This is a genomic window from Arthrobacter gandavensis (genome assembly GCF_015355785.1).
Taxonomy (GTDB): domain Bacteria; phylum Actinomycetota; class Actinomycetes; order Actinomycetales; family Micrococcaceae; genus Arthrobacter_B; species Arthrobacter_B gandavensis_A.
This window is the reverse complement of record NZ_JADKYW010000005.1, coordinates 1-13,535: the sequence shown is the minus strand read 5'-3', so window position 1 is coordinate 13,535 and position 13,535 is coordinate 1. Positions and strand designations below refer to the sequence as shown.

The following is a 13,535-nucleotide window of genomic DNA, read 5'->3' as shown; positions in this document are numbered from 1 at the left end:
CAGCACCGCGGCCTCGGCCTCCACCCGCAGTACGACGCCGGCTGCCGCCTGGTTCAGGCCGCAAGCCGATGTGCGTCCGGGGCCCGCCGGGACAGGATGGATCCATGAGTGAATCCCTGCCCGGCGCGCCCCTGCTTGCAGCCGCCAACCTGACCAAGTCCTACGGAAACTCGACAGCACTGGCCGGTGTCAGCCTGCAGGTGCGGGCCGGAGAAGCTACCGCCGTCATGGGTGCCTCCGGTTCGGGCAAGACCACCCTGCTCCACTGCCTGGCCGGCATTGTGCTTCCGGACGCCGGAAGCGTTCGGTACTCCGGAGCCGCGCCGGTGGATGTCACTTCCCTGCAGGATGAGGCACGGTCTGCGCTGCGCCGCACCGAGTTCGGCTTCGTGTTCCAGCAGGGCCTGCTGATCCCCGAGCTGACCGCCGGAGAAAACGTGGCGCTGGCGCTGATGCTCAACGGAACTCCGCGCGCGGCAGCCGAACAGCAGGCAGCCGCTGCCCTCGCAGCGCTGGGCCTGGCCGGAATGGAAGGGCGCAGGATCGGTGAACTTTCCGGCGGGCAGGCGCAGCGGGTGGCCATCGCCCGGGCCCAGGTGAACGGGGCCCGGGTGCTGTTCGCGGATGAGCCCACCGGAGCTCTGGACTCACGGACCTCGGCGGAGGTGATGGCGCTGCTGCTGCAGTCCGTGGCGGGAACGGGACGCGCCCTGGTGGTGGTCACCCACGATCCCGAGGTTGCCCGCTGGTGCAGCCGGGTGGTCACCCTGGCCGACGGACAAATTGTCGCCGATACGGCAGGGGCAGCCCGATGAGTGCATCCGCCGTTGCGGCACGGGCGGTGGATTCCTCCCCGTGGGCGGTTCCGCTGCGGCTGACGTGGCTGCTGAACCGGCCCGGCACCTCCGGATCCGCTGCCGCGCTGCTGCCCGCGGCGTCCTTCGCCGTCGTCACCACGCTGCTGCTGACCGTGCTCGCCGGTGCCCTGTCCTTCACCCAGTGGGGAGATGACGAGGGAAACCTGTACCTGGTGCTGGCAGCCTTCGCCCTCATTCTGCTGGTCCTTCCGCTGCTCACCCTGGGCGGATCCGCGGCCCGCCTGTCCGCTCGGCGCCGCGATGAGCACCTTTCCACGCTGCGGCTGCTCGGTGCCACTGCCCGGACGGTCCGGCAGGTCACCGTCCTGGAAGCCGCCGCCCAGGCCCTCGCCGGGGCACTCGCCGGTGTACTGGGATACGTCCTGCTCGCACCGTTCGTCCAGCTGATCCATTTCCGCGGTGCTGCGCTGGGAAGTGCCTACTGGCTGCATCCGGCCGCTGCCGCAGCCGGGGTTGCCGCCGTCGTAGTTCTTGCTGCCTTGAGCTCCGTGATCAGCCTGCGCCGGGTGGTGGTCTCCCCGCTGGGCGTGCGCACCCGCGCCGATGCACAGAAGGTCCACTGGTCACGCGCCGGGATCGCCGTGCTCATCGTCGGACTCTGCGTAGCGGGGCTGCTGACTCCGGTTGGCGCTGCGGCGCTTGCACTGGCCATTATCTTCGGCGCCTTCGCCGGCGGCCTCGCCGTGCTCAACCTGGTGGGCCCGTGGATCGTGGCACTCTCGGCCAAGCGGCGCCTGCGCCGGGCCGCCACCCCGCAGGCACTGCTCGCCGCCCGGATTGTGCTGGATGCGCCCAAGGCGGCCTGGCGGCAGGTCAGCGCCCTGGCAATGGTCTGTTTTACCGCCGTCGTTGCCGGTTCCGGGACTGCCCTGCTGCAGACTGCGCAGTCCGAGGGGCCGGACGACTTCCTGATCCAGGACATGATGACCGGCGTCTTCATCACCGTCATCGCCGGCTTCCTGATGGTGGCCTGCTCCGCCGGCATCAACCAGGCAGCAACCGTCTTGGACCGCGCCGAGCTGTACCGCAGCCTGCATCGGATGGGGATGCCGCGGAAGGTCATCGACGCGGCACGCACCGGTGCGGTCATGCAGCCGGTGGTGCTGGTCAGCACTGCATCCGCAGCCGTCTCCGGCGCGCTGCTCTTCCCGGTTGTCGGTGCCGCCTTCATCTTCAACCCGGTGGCCATGGGGTTCCTGGCAGTCTCCGTGACGGTGGGAATCCTGCTGGTGCGTGCCGGTCTCGCGGCCACCTCCCCGGTGCTCACCTCGGTCCTTGAGGCCGGCACGCACTGACACGCGCTGCTTCGGGCTGGGCCGTGCCTGCACCGAAGCGACAAGCCGCGCCGAAACAGGGTAATTTTCTAGTGTGACTTCAACCGACGCCAAGACTCCGTTCTACATCACCACAGCCATCTCCTATCCCAACGGCCAGCCGCACATCGGCCACGCGTACGAGCACATCGCCACTGACGCGATGGCACGTTTCAAGCGGCTGGACGGCTACGACGTGTTCTTCATGACGGGGACGGACGAGCACGGGCTGAAGATGCAGCAGTCCGCGGACAAAGAGGGCATTCCTGCCAAGGAATTGGCAGACCGCAACTCCGCTGCCTTCCAGCAGATGGAAACTGACATGGGCACTTCCTATGACCGGTTCATCCGCACCACGGACGCGGACCACTACGCCGCTGCCCAGGCCATCTGGAAGCGGATGGAGGAGAACGGGGACATCTATCTGTCCAAGTACTCCGGCTGGTATTCCGTCCGTGACGAGGCGTACTACAGCGAAGACGAAACCGAAGTCCGCGAAGACGGGGTGCGCTACTCCAAGGAAACCGACACCGAAGTGACCTGGACGGAAGAGGAGAGCTACTTCTTCCGGCTCTCCGCCTACCAGGACAAGCTGCTGGCGCTGTATGAATCCCAGCCGGACTTCGCCGCGCCGCGCTCCCGCTTCAACGAGGTCATCAGCTTCGTCAAGGGCGGACTGGAGGACCTGTCGATCTCCCGCACCACCTTTGACTGGGGCGTTCCGGTTCCCGGCAACCCGGACCATGTGATGTACGTATGGGTGGACGCGCTGACCAACTACCTCACCGGCGTCGGCTTCCCCGATACCGAAAGCGAAGCGTTCAAGAAGTACTGGCCGGCTGATGTTCACGTGATTGGCAAGGACATCTCCCGCTTCCACGCAATCTTCTGGCCCGCGTTCCTGATGTCCGCAAAGCTGGACCTGCCAAAGCGGATCATGATCCACGGCTTCCTGCACAACAAGGGCGTCAAGATGTCCAAGTCGCTGGGCAACGTGGTGGCACCCAAGGACTGGGCGGACCAGTACGGGCTGGATTCGGTGCGCTTCTTCCTGCTGCGCGAAGTGCCCTTCGGTGCAGACGGCTCCTACAACCATGAAGCCGTGGTGGGCCGGATGAACTCCGACCTAGCCAACAACCTGGGCAACCTGGCCCAGCGTTCGCTCTCCATGGTGGCCAAGAACTGCGCTGGCGCCGTTCCGCAGCACGGGAAGTTCACGGAGGAGGACAAAGCACTGCTCGAAGCCGCCGGAAAACTGCTCCAGGTTTCCCGCGAGGCGTACGACGTCCAGGATTTCCACGGCGCGCTCGAAGCCACCTGGAAGGTCCTCGGTGACACCAACGCCTATTTCGCCGAGCAGGCCCCGTGGGTGCTGCGGAAGACCGACGTCGAACGCATGAACACCGTGCTGTACGTGACGCTGGAAGTGCTGCGGGTCGTAGCGATCCTCATCCAGCCGGTCATGCCTGTGAGCGCCGGCAAGCTGCTGGACGTGCTGGGCCAGCCCGACGGCGAGGCCCGCGCCTTCGCGGCGCTGGACACCCCGCTGGTTCCCGGCACCGAACTGCCCGCCCCGGCGCCGATCTTCCCGAAGTTCGAGGAACCGTAACCCCAAACGAGATGACAGAAACTGCACGTACCAGCGCTGGTACGTGCAGTTTCTGTTATCTCGGTGAAAGGGGGGCTAGGTGAGGAAGCGGGCGGGAACGGTTTCCTCCATGACCTTGGCCACGGCATCCTGCTGGTCCTGGGCGAGCTCAAGCAGCTCGCGGATGCGCGGGGCATGGAACCGGTGGTCGTGGGCGGAAAGCACCAGCAGGGTCCGGTAAAGGCACTCCTTTGCCCGGACTATCGACTGCAGCGTTTCCAGTTCCAGCTGGCCGGTGGTTCCCTTCCCGGTGCTCAGCGGGTTAATGGGGCCAAGCCGACCGCCTGCAGCGCCCACCAGCGCCAGTGCCTTCTTGAAGCTGCTGCGCTGGTAACCCAGCGCCAGGATGAGGGTTTCCAGCTCATCGCGCTCGTCGGATATCTGCTGGACCAGGTCCGCGAAGACGCTCTCATGCTCGGTGCCCCGCCAGGTTTCCCGGGCTGCCTTGAAGAGCCGCACTCCGGTCTCCGCACCCAGCAGGTGGTCGTCCAGGTAGGCAGCCAGCGACTCGTGGCGGGGCGTGCGGCCGGTTTCTTTCTGCGGCATGGCGGCTCCTTTTCTGTTCCTTGCACGGCTAACAGCACCGGCTCCGGTTATCAGTCTGCTTCGTATCTTCGCAGATCAGGGTCACAAAGCGCGAGGCGGCACCCGACGGGTGCCGCCTCGCGCCTGCTCCGCAGCAGCTAGTCCGCAGCCAGCCCGGCAACGGGGGAGAGGCGCGCTGCCCGGCGGGCCGGGAGCAGGGATGCCCCGAGTCCGGCCACCAAAGCGACGGCCAGGACTCCGCCCAGCTGGACCCAGGGCAGCGCCGGTGCCACGTCGGCGAAGGCGCCCAGTGCGGACTGCGCGCCAAGCCAGCCGTACACCGCTCCGAGCCCCAGCCCAAGGAAGGCGGCAACTCCGGCAATCAGCACCGCTTCCAGCGCCAGCATGCCGCGCAGCTGGCCCTTGGTCAGACCCAGGGCCCGCAGCAGTGAAGACTCACGGGTCCGTTCCAGGACGGAAAGGGAAAGCGTGTTCGCCACACCCACCAGGGCAATGACGACGGCGACTCCCAGCAGTCCGGTGACCACCATCAGGAGCACATTGATCACCTGTTCGAACGCAGCGCGTTCGATGGCCGCGCCGGCAATCTGGTAGTCCTGGACGCTCAGTGCTTCCGCCAGGGCCGTCTGGAGTTCAAGAATGGTGGACGTGTTCAGGCCGTCGGCGATGGCGATCCACAGCAGCGGCTGGGCCCGGAACTGTTCCGGCGTCTGCTCCTGGGGCACTCCGCCCAGCAGACGTGCGGTCTCAGCGCTAACCAGGGGAGAGAAGGAACGGCTTTCGGAAGTCACGACCTTCAGTTCCACGTCCCCTCCGGCACCGTGCACGGTGAGGGTTTCTCCCTTGGTGCCCTGCGGCATGGTGATGGTGCCTGCCTCGGGGACCATGGAAGCGTCCTGCAGGACCGGACCGTCAGAAGGCTCCAGGGCGTAGACCGGAATTTCTTCTTCGTCCTTGATGATCAGGCCGGCGACCGGAAGGAACGCTGCCCGGTCCACGTTTTCGACGGCTGCCGCGGCCGTGGCATCCTTCGCGGTGAAGGGTGCTTCAACCGGGATGGCCCCGCGGACGGTGACGTCCACCGGGAACTCGCCGGCGAGAGTGTCGTTGAACGCGCTCCTGGCAGTGGCAGCGCCCGTCATCATCATGACCACGAGGGTGACACCGATGAGCAGGGCAGAGGAGGTGGCGGATGTCCGCTGCGGGTTGCGTACGGCGTTGACCGCAGCCAGTTTGCCGGGAACGCCGAGCGGGGAGGCGAGGAAGCCAACTGCACGGACCAGCGGGGGGATGAAGAGCGTGGAGCACATCAGGATGCCCACGAAGCTCAGAATTCCACCCGGCAGTGCCACGAGCAGGTCACTCCGAAAAGCACCGTAACCGAGCAGGGCGGCACCGGCGGCGGTAAGCGCCAGTCCCGACACCAGGCGGACCCGGCCCTTCCGGGTGCCGGTGCGGACTTCATCAGCGGGACGGAGGGCGGCGAGCGGTGCGACGGCAGTCGCCGCGCGCGCAGGTACCAGGGCCGCGAGGACAGTGAGGATCACGCCTGCGGCGATGCCCGCTGCAACGGCCAGCGGAGGAACGTCCAGGGTGGCGAATCCGCTTTCCGGCAGGGTCCGCAGGTAGGCGACGATTCCACCCACCAGGCCCACTGCTCCCAGCACGCCGATGATGGAAGAGGCGATTCCGACCAGCAGGGCCTCCACGAGGACGGAACGGCGGATCTGTGAGCGGCCGGCGCCGATGCAGCGCAGCAGGGCCAGCTCGCGGGTGCGCTGGGCCACCAGCACGGAGAAGGTGTTGGATACCACGAGTGCGCAGACCAGGAGCGCGACGGCGGCGAAGGCAAGCAGGATGACAGTCAGGCTGTCCTGACCTCCGGTGAATCCGGCCATGAGTTCGGTGGTCTCTTCCTCCACCGTGCGCACCGTGACGGCCTTGATGCCGGCGTCGCTGAGTGCCTGCGTCAGGGCCGCCTGGACGGCTGTCACCGAAGCATTGTCCGCCAACGCGAGCTGGATGGATTCGTAGCCGAGCTCCGCGTTGGCGAAGGGGGCGACCGTTGCAGCGGTTGCGTAGAGCTGGGTGGCGCCCATCGAGCGCGGATCGGAGGAGGCCTCAACCAGGGCCGTCACCGTAAGGGGAGTTTCAGCACCCTCCAGGTTCTCCGCCGACACCACGGGCAGTACCGAGCCGACTGTTATTCCCCGGCGCTCTGCGGTCTGCTCATCAATCGCTGTTTCGCCGGCTGCTGCCGGCAGGCTGCCCTTCACTACGTCCACGGGCAGCAGGGAAGCGTCGTCCGGAAGATTGGCCAGGATCGCGTAGGAGCTTCCGCGGCCGTCCCGAACCGCCACTGAGGAAGAGAGCACCGTGTAGGTGTCTTCCACGCCGTCGGTGCTGCGGGCCAGGCCGGCAGTCTGCTCGTCGAGGACGGCCCAGTCGCCGGCAGCGTCGTCGTAGCCGGCGGAAAGCACCAGATCTGCATTACGGAAGCTTTCTCCGACGCTCTGGGTCAGGGAGGCCTTCGAGGAGGCATTGATGATCAGGGTGGCGGTGAGGAAGCCGACGGCGATCATCACCGCCACGCCGACGGCGATGAAACGGCGGGCATTGAGGCGCACCTGCGCCAGGGCTACCTGCAGCACTGTTATGCCCCCAGCTTCGTCAGCGCTGCCAGCACGCTCTCCGGCGTGGGATCGTTCAGCTCGCCCACGAGCGCGCCGTCGTTCATCAGCACGACGCGGTCCGCGTAGGAGGCAGCCACCGGATCATGGGTGACCATGATGATGCTCTGGCCCATTTCGCGTGAAGAACGCCGAAGTAGGGAGAGCACTTCGGCACCCGAACGTGAATCGAGGTTGCCGGTGGGTTCGTCGCCAAAAATGACGTGCGGGCGGGTGAGCAGTGCGCGGGCTACCGCAACGCGCTGCTGCTGGCCTCCCGACAGCTCGTGGGGGCGGTGCTTGAGCCGGCCTTCGAGCCCGAGGGTGCGCGTGATCTCGGCAAGCCAGGCCGCATCGACCTTGCCGTTGGCCAGGGACACCGGCAGGGTGATGTTCTGCTCGGCGGTCAGCGTCGGCACCAGGTTGAAGGACTGGAACACGAAGCCCACGCTGTCGCGGCGCAGGCGGGTGATGTCGGCGTCCTTGAGCGACGTGATTTCGGTTCCGCCGATCCAGATGTGGCCGGAATCGGCGCTGTCCAGGCCGGCGAGGCAGTGCATCAGCGTGGATTTGCCGGATCCGGAAGGGCCCATGATGGCGGTGAAGGTTCCGGTTTCGAAGCGGACGTCGACGTCACGCAGGGCGTGGACGGCCGTGTCGCCTTTTCCGTAGGTCTTGTTCAGGGCCTGTGCGGCGGCGGCAGCCGTGGAGCTGCCGGGGCCGGGCACGGAGGAGTGCTCAGTAAGGGTTGTCATGCCTTCAACGCTATTCGGGTCACCTACCCCGGCACATCGGAGGACGGACGGGTTGTTTCGGGCCCCTTCTCATCCCGTGGGTGGAATCGGGCCGGAGCGCTGGTACGAGTCCGGCAGCAGTCTGGAGCGGACATCCTCGGCGAATGCCGACGAAGACCACGGTCAGCTCCGGGGATTTACGGCGTGACGATACCTGTCTCGTAGGCGATGACGACAGCCTGTACGCGGTCCCGCGCCCCGAGCTTGGCCAGGATGTGCCCCACGTGGGTCTTGACCGTGGCCTCGGAGAGGAAGAGCTTCGCGGCGATTTCCGGGTTGGAGAGTCCGCCGGCGATGAGGGCAAAGACCTCGCGCTCGCGGGGAGTGAGGGTCTCCACGCTGGCAGCATGCCGGCTGACTTCCGGGGTGGGTTCGCGCAGCATGGGGGCCACGTGGTCCAGCAGCCGGCGGGTGGTCGACGGCGCGATCACCGCATCGCCGCGGTGCACGGTGCGGATCGCCTCGAGCAGTTCCTCCGGCGGCGCGTCCTTGAGCAGGAAACCGCTGGCCCCGGCACGGATGGCGGACAGTGCGTACTCGTCAAGGTCGAAGGTTGTCAGCACCACAACCTTGACCCCGGCTCCCCGGGAGCCGGCCTGCTCGAGGATCCGTGCGGTGGCCTCGATGCCGTCCATGCCCGGCATCCGGACGTCCATCAGCACGACGTCGGCGGTCGCCTGGGAGAGTACCCGCACGGCTTCGGCACCGTTGCCGGCCTCGGCCGTCACCGTCAGGTCCGGCTGCGAGTTGATCAGCATTTTGAAACCGCCGCGGACCAGCTGCTGGTCATCGACGAGGGCCACCCGGATGGGCGCGGGCGTATCTGTCTCCCCGGGAACTCCGGGGGAGGGGGTGGTCATGCGTTAGGCCTCCGTGTAGGGAATGAAAGCGGCGACGCGGAATCCGCCGCCGGGGGCGGGTGCGGCTTCCAGGGTTCCATCGTAGAGCGCCACGCGTTCGGTCATACCGACAATGCCCTGCCCGGCGCCGGGGGCGTGGGAAGCGCCGTCGGCCGTGCTGTTCCGGTCCTGCGCCGGATCCGCCCCGGCGCCGCGCCCGTCGTCGACCACTGTGATGCCCAGCCCGCGCGCAGTCCATTCCAGATCCACCTTTGCACGCGCCTGCGGGCCGGCGTGCTTGAGCACGTTGGTCAGTGCCTCCTGCACCACGCGGTAGGCCGTGAGCTCGGCCCCTGCGGGCAGGGCCCGGCGCATGGCGCCGGCAGTAATAACCTGGGCGTCCAGTCCTGCACGCTTGACGCCGTCGACCAGGTCCCCGATGTCCGCCAGTGAAGGCAGCGGACGGGTGGACGCGCCGTCGTCACCGCGCAGCACACCAAGCAGGCGCCGCATCTCCCGCAGCGATCCGCGGCCGGTTTCGGCGATAGTGCCCAGTGTCGCCGCAGCGATTTCCGGGTCCTGGGCGCTCGCATACCTGGCGCCGTCGGCCTGCGTGATGATCACCGAGAGGGAGTGCGCCACGATGTCATGCATTTCGCGGGCGATGTGGGTGCGTTCATCCGCGGCCGCCAGGTCCCGCTCCTGCTGGCGTTCAACTTCGAGACGGCGGGCCCGGTCACGGAGGGATTCCATGGCCAGGCGCCGCGTACGGGCGAGGTCGCCGAAGGTCCAGGACACCAGGACCATCGCTTCGACTGCCACGAGCGCTATGAACCAGAAGGCGATCATTCCGGTGGTGGGGCCGGAGACCATGCCGGGCTCCGCGGTGAAGGACATGGAAGGACGTGCAAGGTACTGGAAGATCAACAGGATGCCGCCGGTCAGCGCGAGTGCCAGCCCGCCCAGACTGGCCCAGCGCGGGGCATAGGCGGCGAGGGCGTGCACCATGACGAGAACAAAGACATCTGCCGGCAGACCGGTCTCCGGAACCGTCGGGAGCTGGATCAGGCAGGCAGTGGCCATCACGGCCGCGGCCGGAACCGGATTGGTACGGCGCCAGGCCAGCGGCAGGCAGATGGCTGCTGATAGGGCGAACTCAAGGACGCCGGTGCGGGCTCCCCCCAGCAGCAGCGGCAGTGCGAAAAGGGCAGTCGCGAGCAGGGCGCCGGCCAGGTCAACCTTGAAAGGATTGGCCTGGGTCCAGGCATAGAGGCGTTGGTGCAGCAGCATGGATAACAACTTTAGGCGCGACGGCGGTGCTGCGCCTCATGCCCAGGTCTGAGCCTTGTGCGTCTCATTATATGAAACACATTGACCGCCATCTGGACACGGTTCCTAGAATTGAAGCATGAGCGAAGAAGCGTCAAAGGTCATTTCACTGGCAGTTATTCCCGGAGACGGAATCGGCCCGGAAGTCACGGCGGAGGCCGTCAAAGTGCTCAAAGCAGTCACCGCATCCGGTCCTGCGCAGTTCGACCTCACCGAATACCAGCTGGGTGCCGAGCACTGGCTGCGCACCGGGGAAACGCTCCCGGATGCGACGCTCGATGCGCTCAAGAAGCACGACGCGATCCTGTTCGGCGCCGTAGGTGCCGCGCCGGGGGACACCCAGATGCCTTCGGGCCTGATCGAGCGAGAGATGCTGCTGAAGCTGCGTTTCAGCCTGGATCACTTCGTCAACCTGCGTCCGTCGAAGCTGTACCCGGGCGTCGCGAGCCCGCTGGCCAACCCCGGAGAGATCGATTTCATCGTGGTCCGGGAAGGAACCGAGGGCCCCTACGTCGGCAACGGCGGTTCGCTGCGCACCGGAACGCCGCACGAAATCGCGACCGAGGTTTCGCTCAATACCGCCCACGGGGTCGAGCGCGTGGTCCGCGACGCCTTCCGCCGCGCCAGCGAACGGCCCCGCCGGAAACTGACCCTGGTCCACAAGCACAACGTCCTGGTCTACGCCGGCAGCCTCTGGAAGCGTACCGTCGAGGCCGTGGCTGCCGAGTTCCCCGAGGTGCAGGTCGACTACCTGCACGTGGACGCCGCCACGATCTTCCTCACCACGGACCCTTCACGCTTTGACGTCATTGTCACGGACAACCTGTTTGGGGACATCATCACCGACCTCGCGGCGGCCATCACCGGCGGCATCGGCCTGGCAGCCTCCGGCAACATCAACATGGAGGGAACGTTCCCGTCCATGTTCGAGCCGGTGCACGGTTCCGCCCCGGACATCGCGGGCCAGCAGAAGGCCGATCCCACCGCAGCGATCCTCTCCGCAGCCCTGCTGCTGGCACACCTCGGTTTTACCGGTGAGGCCGCGCGCGTGGAGCGCGCTGTGGAAGCCGACGTCGCTTCCCGCGCAGGAAACACGCGCACCACCGCGGAAATCGGCGATGCGATCGCCGCGGCTGTGTCATAAGCTCAACAGTGACCCGATAAATAGGAAGACGAACGACGGCCGCGCCGTTCACCGTGGAGGAACAATGTCTGTCAGCGCTCTGGAGTTCACCCAGAAGCTATCCGCCCAGCCGAAGTCGCGGCAGGAACGCGCCGCGATCCTGGCCGACCCGGGCTTTGGAAACCACTTCACGGACCACACCGCCGTCATTGACTACCGCGTTGGGGAATCCGGCGAAGGTGCATGGGAAAACGCGCGCATTGAACCCTACGGGCCGATTGCCATGGATCCCGCTGCCTCCGTGCTGCACTACGGCCAGGAAATCTTCGAAGGGCTGAAGGCCTACCGGCACGGGGACGGTTCCGTCTGGACCTTCCGCCCCGAAGCCAACGCCGCGCGCCTGAACGCTTCGGCGCGCCGCCTCGCGCTGCCCGAGCTGCCCGAGGAACTGTTCCTCGAATCGCTGAGCCGGCTCGTCGCCGTCGACCGCGACTGGGTGCCTTCCGGTGACGGGGAATCCCTGTACCTGCGTCCGTTCATGATCGCCACCGAGGCGTTCCTGGGCGTGCGGCCCGCCCGGGAGGTTTCGTACCGCGTCATCGCCTCACCTGCCGGCAATTACTTTGGCGGGGAACTCAAGCCGGTTTCGATCTGGCTTTCCACCAAATACGCCCGCGCAGGCCGCGGCGGCACGGGCGAAGCCAAGTGCGGCGGCAACTACGCCGCTTCCCTGATCGCGCAGATGGAAGGCGAGGCGCACGGCTGCAAGCAGGTCCTGTTCCTGGATGAGTTCAATGACAACGCGGTTGAAGAGCTCGGCGGCATGAACGTTTTCTTCGTCTTCAAGGACGGACGCCTCGTCACCCCCGCACTCTCCGGCACCATCCTGCACGGGATTACACGGGACTCGGTGCTCCAGCTTGGCCGGGACCGCGGCCTCGCAGTCGAAGAACGCAAGATCACCCTGGACGAATGGCGCGACGGCGTTGCCTCCGGGGACATCACCGAGGTCTTCGCCTGCGGTACCGCAGCCGTGATCACTCCGGTGGGCGAGCTGAAGTCCGAGACCGAGACCATCGGTTCCCCGGAAGCTGCTGCAGGTGAAATCACCATGTCCATCCGGCGTGAACTGCTGGGCATCCAGACCGGCGCCGTGGAGGATACCCGCGGCTGGCTGACCCGTCTGGCCTAGGGGAGAGCATGAGTGCATCGGCGCAGCCGGCACCGGGCCGGATAGTCAGCAGTACACCGCTGGCCCGGTACCGGCTGGCCGATAATCCCGGGCCCATGAGCCTGGACGGCACCAAGAGCTACATCCTTGCGGCCGAGCCCGGTGGACCGTGTGCCATCGTGGACCCGGGCCCGGCTGATGAAGGTCACCTTGCTGCCCTGGCTGCCGCGGGGAAAGTGGAACTCGTGCTGATAACGCACCGGCATCCTGACCACACCGAAGGCGCGGAGCGCTTCCACGAGATCACCGGCGCCCCCGTCCGGGCAGCGGATCCCGCGTTTTGCTTTGGCGGTTCACCCCTGCAGGACGGGGAGACCATTTCCGCCGGGGGAGTGGAGATCCAGGTGCTGGCCACTCCGGGACACACCTCCGATTCGATATGTTTTTTCCTTCCGGCGGACGGACCCACCGGGTCGGTCCTTACGGGGGACACCATCCTGGGCCGGGGAACTACCGTCCTCGATTACCCGGACGGAACACTGCAGGACTTCCTGGCAAGCCTGGAGAAACTTGGACGGCTGGGGCCGGCCACTGTGCTGCCGGCCCACGGACCGGATCTTGAGAACCTTGAATCCGTTGTACTGACCTACCGGGACCACCGGGATGAGCGGCTGGCGCAGATCCGGGGAGTGCTTAGCCTGCTGGGCGGGGACGCCACGGTTGATCAGGTCGCCAATGCCGTCTATGCCGATGTCCCGGAGTCCGTCCGGGCTGCTGCCGAACTCTCCGTGGCCGCGCAGCTGGAGTACCTTAGGGTCCGTGGGTAACGTCCGAACCATGTGAGCACTCCCACCCGGTGCGGACTTGCGCAGGGGTAGGCTGAGTTCCCTAAAATTGAATCGCGCTGATGCACGGGGACGGTACGCCGGAACCGGAAAAAGGCGCAGCGCCGGGGCCCGCAAATCCGTGCAGGAGGTCACACACCTGCCGAGTTGCGCAGGGCTCACCGGATGTGTAAAGTAGAACGAGTTGCCGCGGTGCCGATGAGGCCGGACGGCAACAAAACCCACACAAACCAACCGGGTAAATCCGGACAGTTATCGTGGGTCCGGAAAGGCTGGAATAGCCGGTTTGGATCGAATTCCCTGGAATTCACCGAATTGCTAAAATGGCCCGGATGGAATATGCTGGTAGAACACCACAGCGGTGCGAAAAGAAAAGAAAG

At 66.4% G+C, this 13,535-nt stretch carries 11 protein-coding genes; 6 read left to right on the top strand and 5 right to left on the bottom strand.

The features are described from left to right. Positions 1-104 precede the first annotated feature (104 nt). From ITX31_RS05150 to metG, 3 genes are all read left to right on the top strand, one after another. Positions 105-815 carry an ABC transporter ATP-binding protein gene (locus ITX31_RS05150; protein WP_194782430.1) on the top strand — a complete coding sequence of 237 codons (711 nt, stop codon included), beginning with the start codon at positions 105-107 and terminating at the stop codon, positions 813-815. Continuing rightward, entirely contained in the window at positions 812-2,173 is a 1,362-nt protein-coding gene (locus ITX31_RS05145; protein WP_194782429.1) for an FtsX-like permease family protein, read from the top strand. The genes ITX31_RS05150 and ITX31_RS05145 overlap by 4 nt, the downstream gene beginning before the upstream one ends. A gap of 73 nt (positions 2,174-2,246) precedes the next feature. Beyond that, positions 2,247-3,800, top strand: coding sequence for a methionine--tRNA ligase (gene metG / locus ITX31_RS05140; RefSeq protein ID WP_194782428.1), 1,554 nt, complete (start codon positions 2,247-2,249; stop codon positions 3,798-3,800). Positions 3,801-3,875: 75 nt separating this feature from the next. Here metG and ITX31_RS05135 read toward each other — a convergent pair whose 3' ends face one another. The 5 genes from ITX31_RS05135 to ITX31_RS05115 form a co-directional block, all read right to left on the bottom strand. After that, on the bottom strand, positions 3,876-4,385 hold the full coding sequence (locus ITX31_RS05135) for a hypothetical protein (protein ID WP_194782427.1): 510 nt from the start codon (positions 4,383-4,385) through the stop codon (positions 3,876-3,878). A gap of 137 nt (positions 4,386-4,522) precedes the next feature. Beyond that, positions 4,523-7,036 carry an ABC transporter permease gene (locus tag ITX31_RS05130; protein WP_194782426.1) on the bottom strand — a complete coding sequence of 838 codons (2,514 nt, stop codon included), beginning with the start codon at positions 7,034-7,036 and terminating at the stop codon, positions 4,523-4,525. A gap of 2 nt (positions 7,037-7,038) precedes the next feature. Beyond that, complete coding sequence (locus tag ITX31_RS05125) at positions 7,039-7,809, bottom strand: ABC transporter ATP-binding protein (RefSeq protein WP_194782425.1); 771 nt, start codon at positions 7,807-7,809, stop codon at positions 7,039-7,041. Between the two features lie 176 nt (positions 7,810-7,985). Then, the gene (locus tag ITX31_RS05120; RefSeq protein ID WP_194782424.1) at positions 7,986-8,708 is read right to left on the bottom strand and encodes a response regulator; all 723 of its coding nucleotides are present in this window, start codon (positions 8,706-8,708) and stop codon (positions 7,986-7,988) included. Positions 8,709-8,711: 3 nt separating this feature from the next. Beyond that, the gene (locus ITX31_RS05115; RefSeq protein WP_194782423.1) at positions 8,712-9,977 is read right to left on the bottom strand and encodes a sensor histidine kinase; all 1,266 of its coding nucleotides are present in this window, start codon (positions 9,975-9,977) and stop codon (positions 8,712-8,714) included. Between the two features lie 118 nt (positions 9,978-10,095). Between ITX31_RS05115 and ITX31_RS05110 the strand changes: the two genes are divergently transcribed. The 3 genes from ITX31_RS05110 (at position 10,096) to ITX31_RS05100 (ending at position 13,137) form a co-directional block, all read left to right on the top strand. Beyond that, positions 10,096-11,160, top strand: coding sequence for a 3-isopropylmalate dehydrogenase (locus tag ITX31_RS05110; protein ID WP_194782422.1), 1,065 nt, complete (start codon positions 10,096-10,098; stop codon positions 11,158-11,160). Positions 11,161-11,224: 64 nt separating this feature from the next. Beyond that, positions 11,225-12,331, top strand: a complete 1,107-nt coding sequence (locus tag ITX31_RS05105) for a branched-chain amino acid aminotransferase (RefSeq protein ID WP_194782421.1) — start codon at positions 11,225-11,227, stop codon at positions 12,329-12,331. 8 nt (positions 12,332-12,339) lie between these two features. Beyond that, a complete protein-coding gene (locus tag ITX31_RS05100) occupies positions 12,340-13,137 on the top strand; it encodes an MBL fold metallo-hydrolase (RefSeq protein WP_194782420.1) in 798 nt (265 codons plus the stop codon). Positions 13,138-13,535 lie beyond the last annotated feature (398 nt).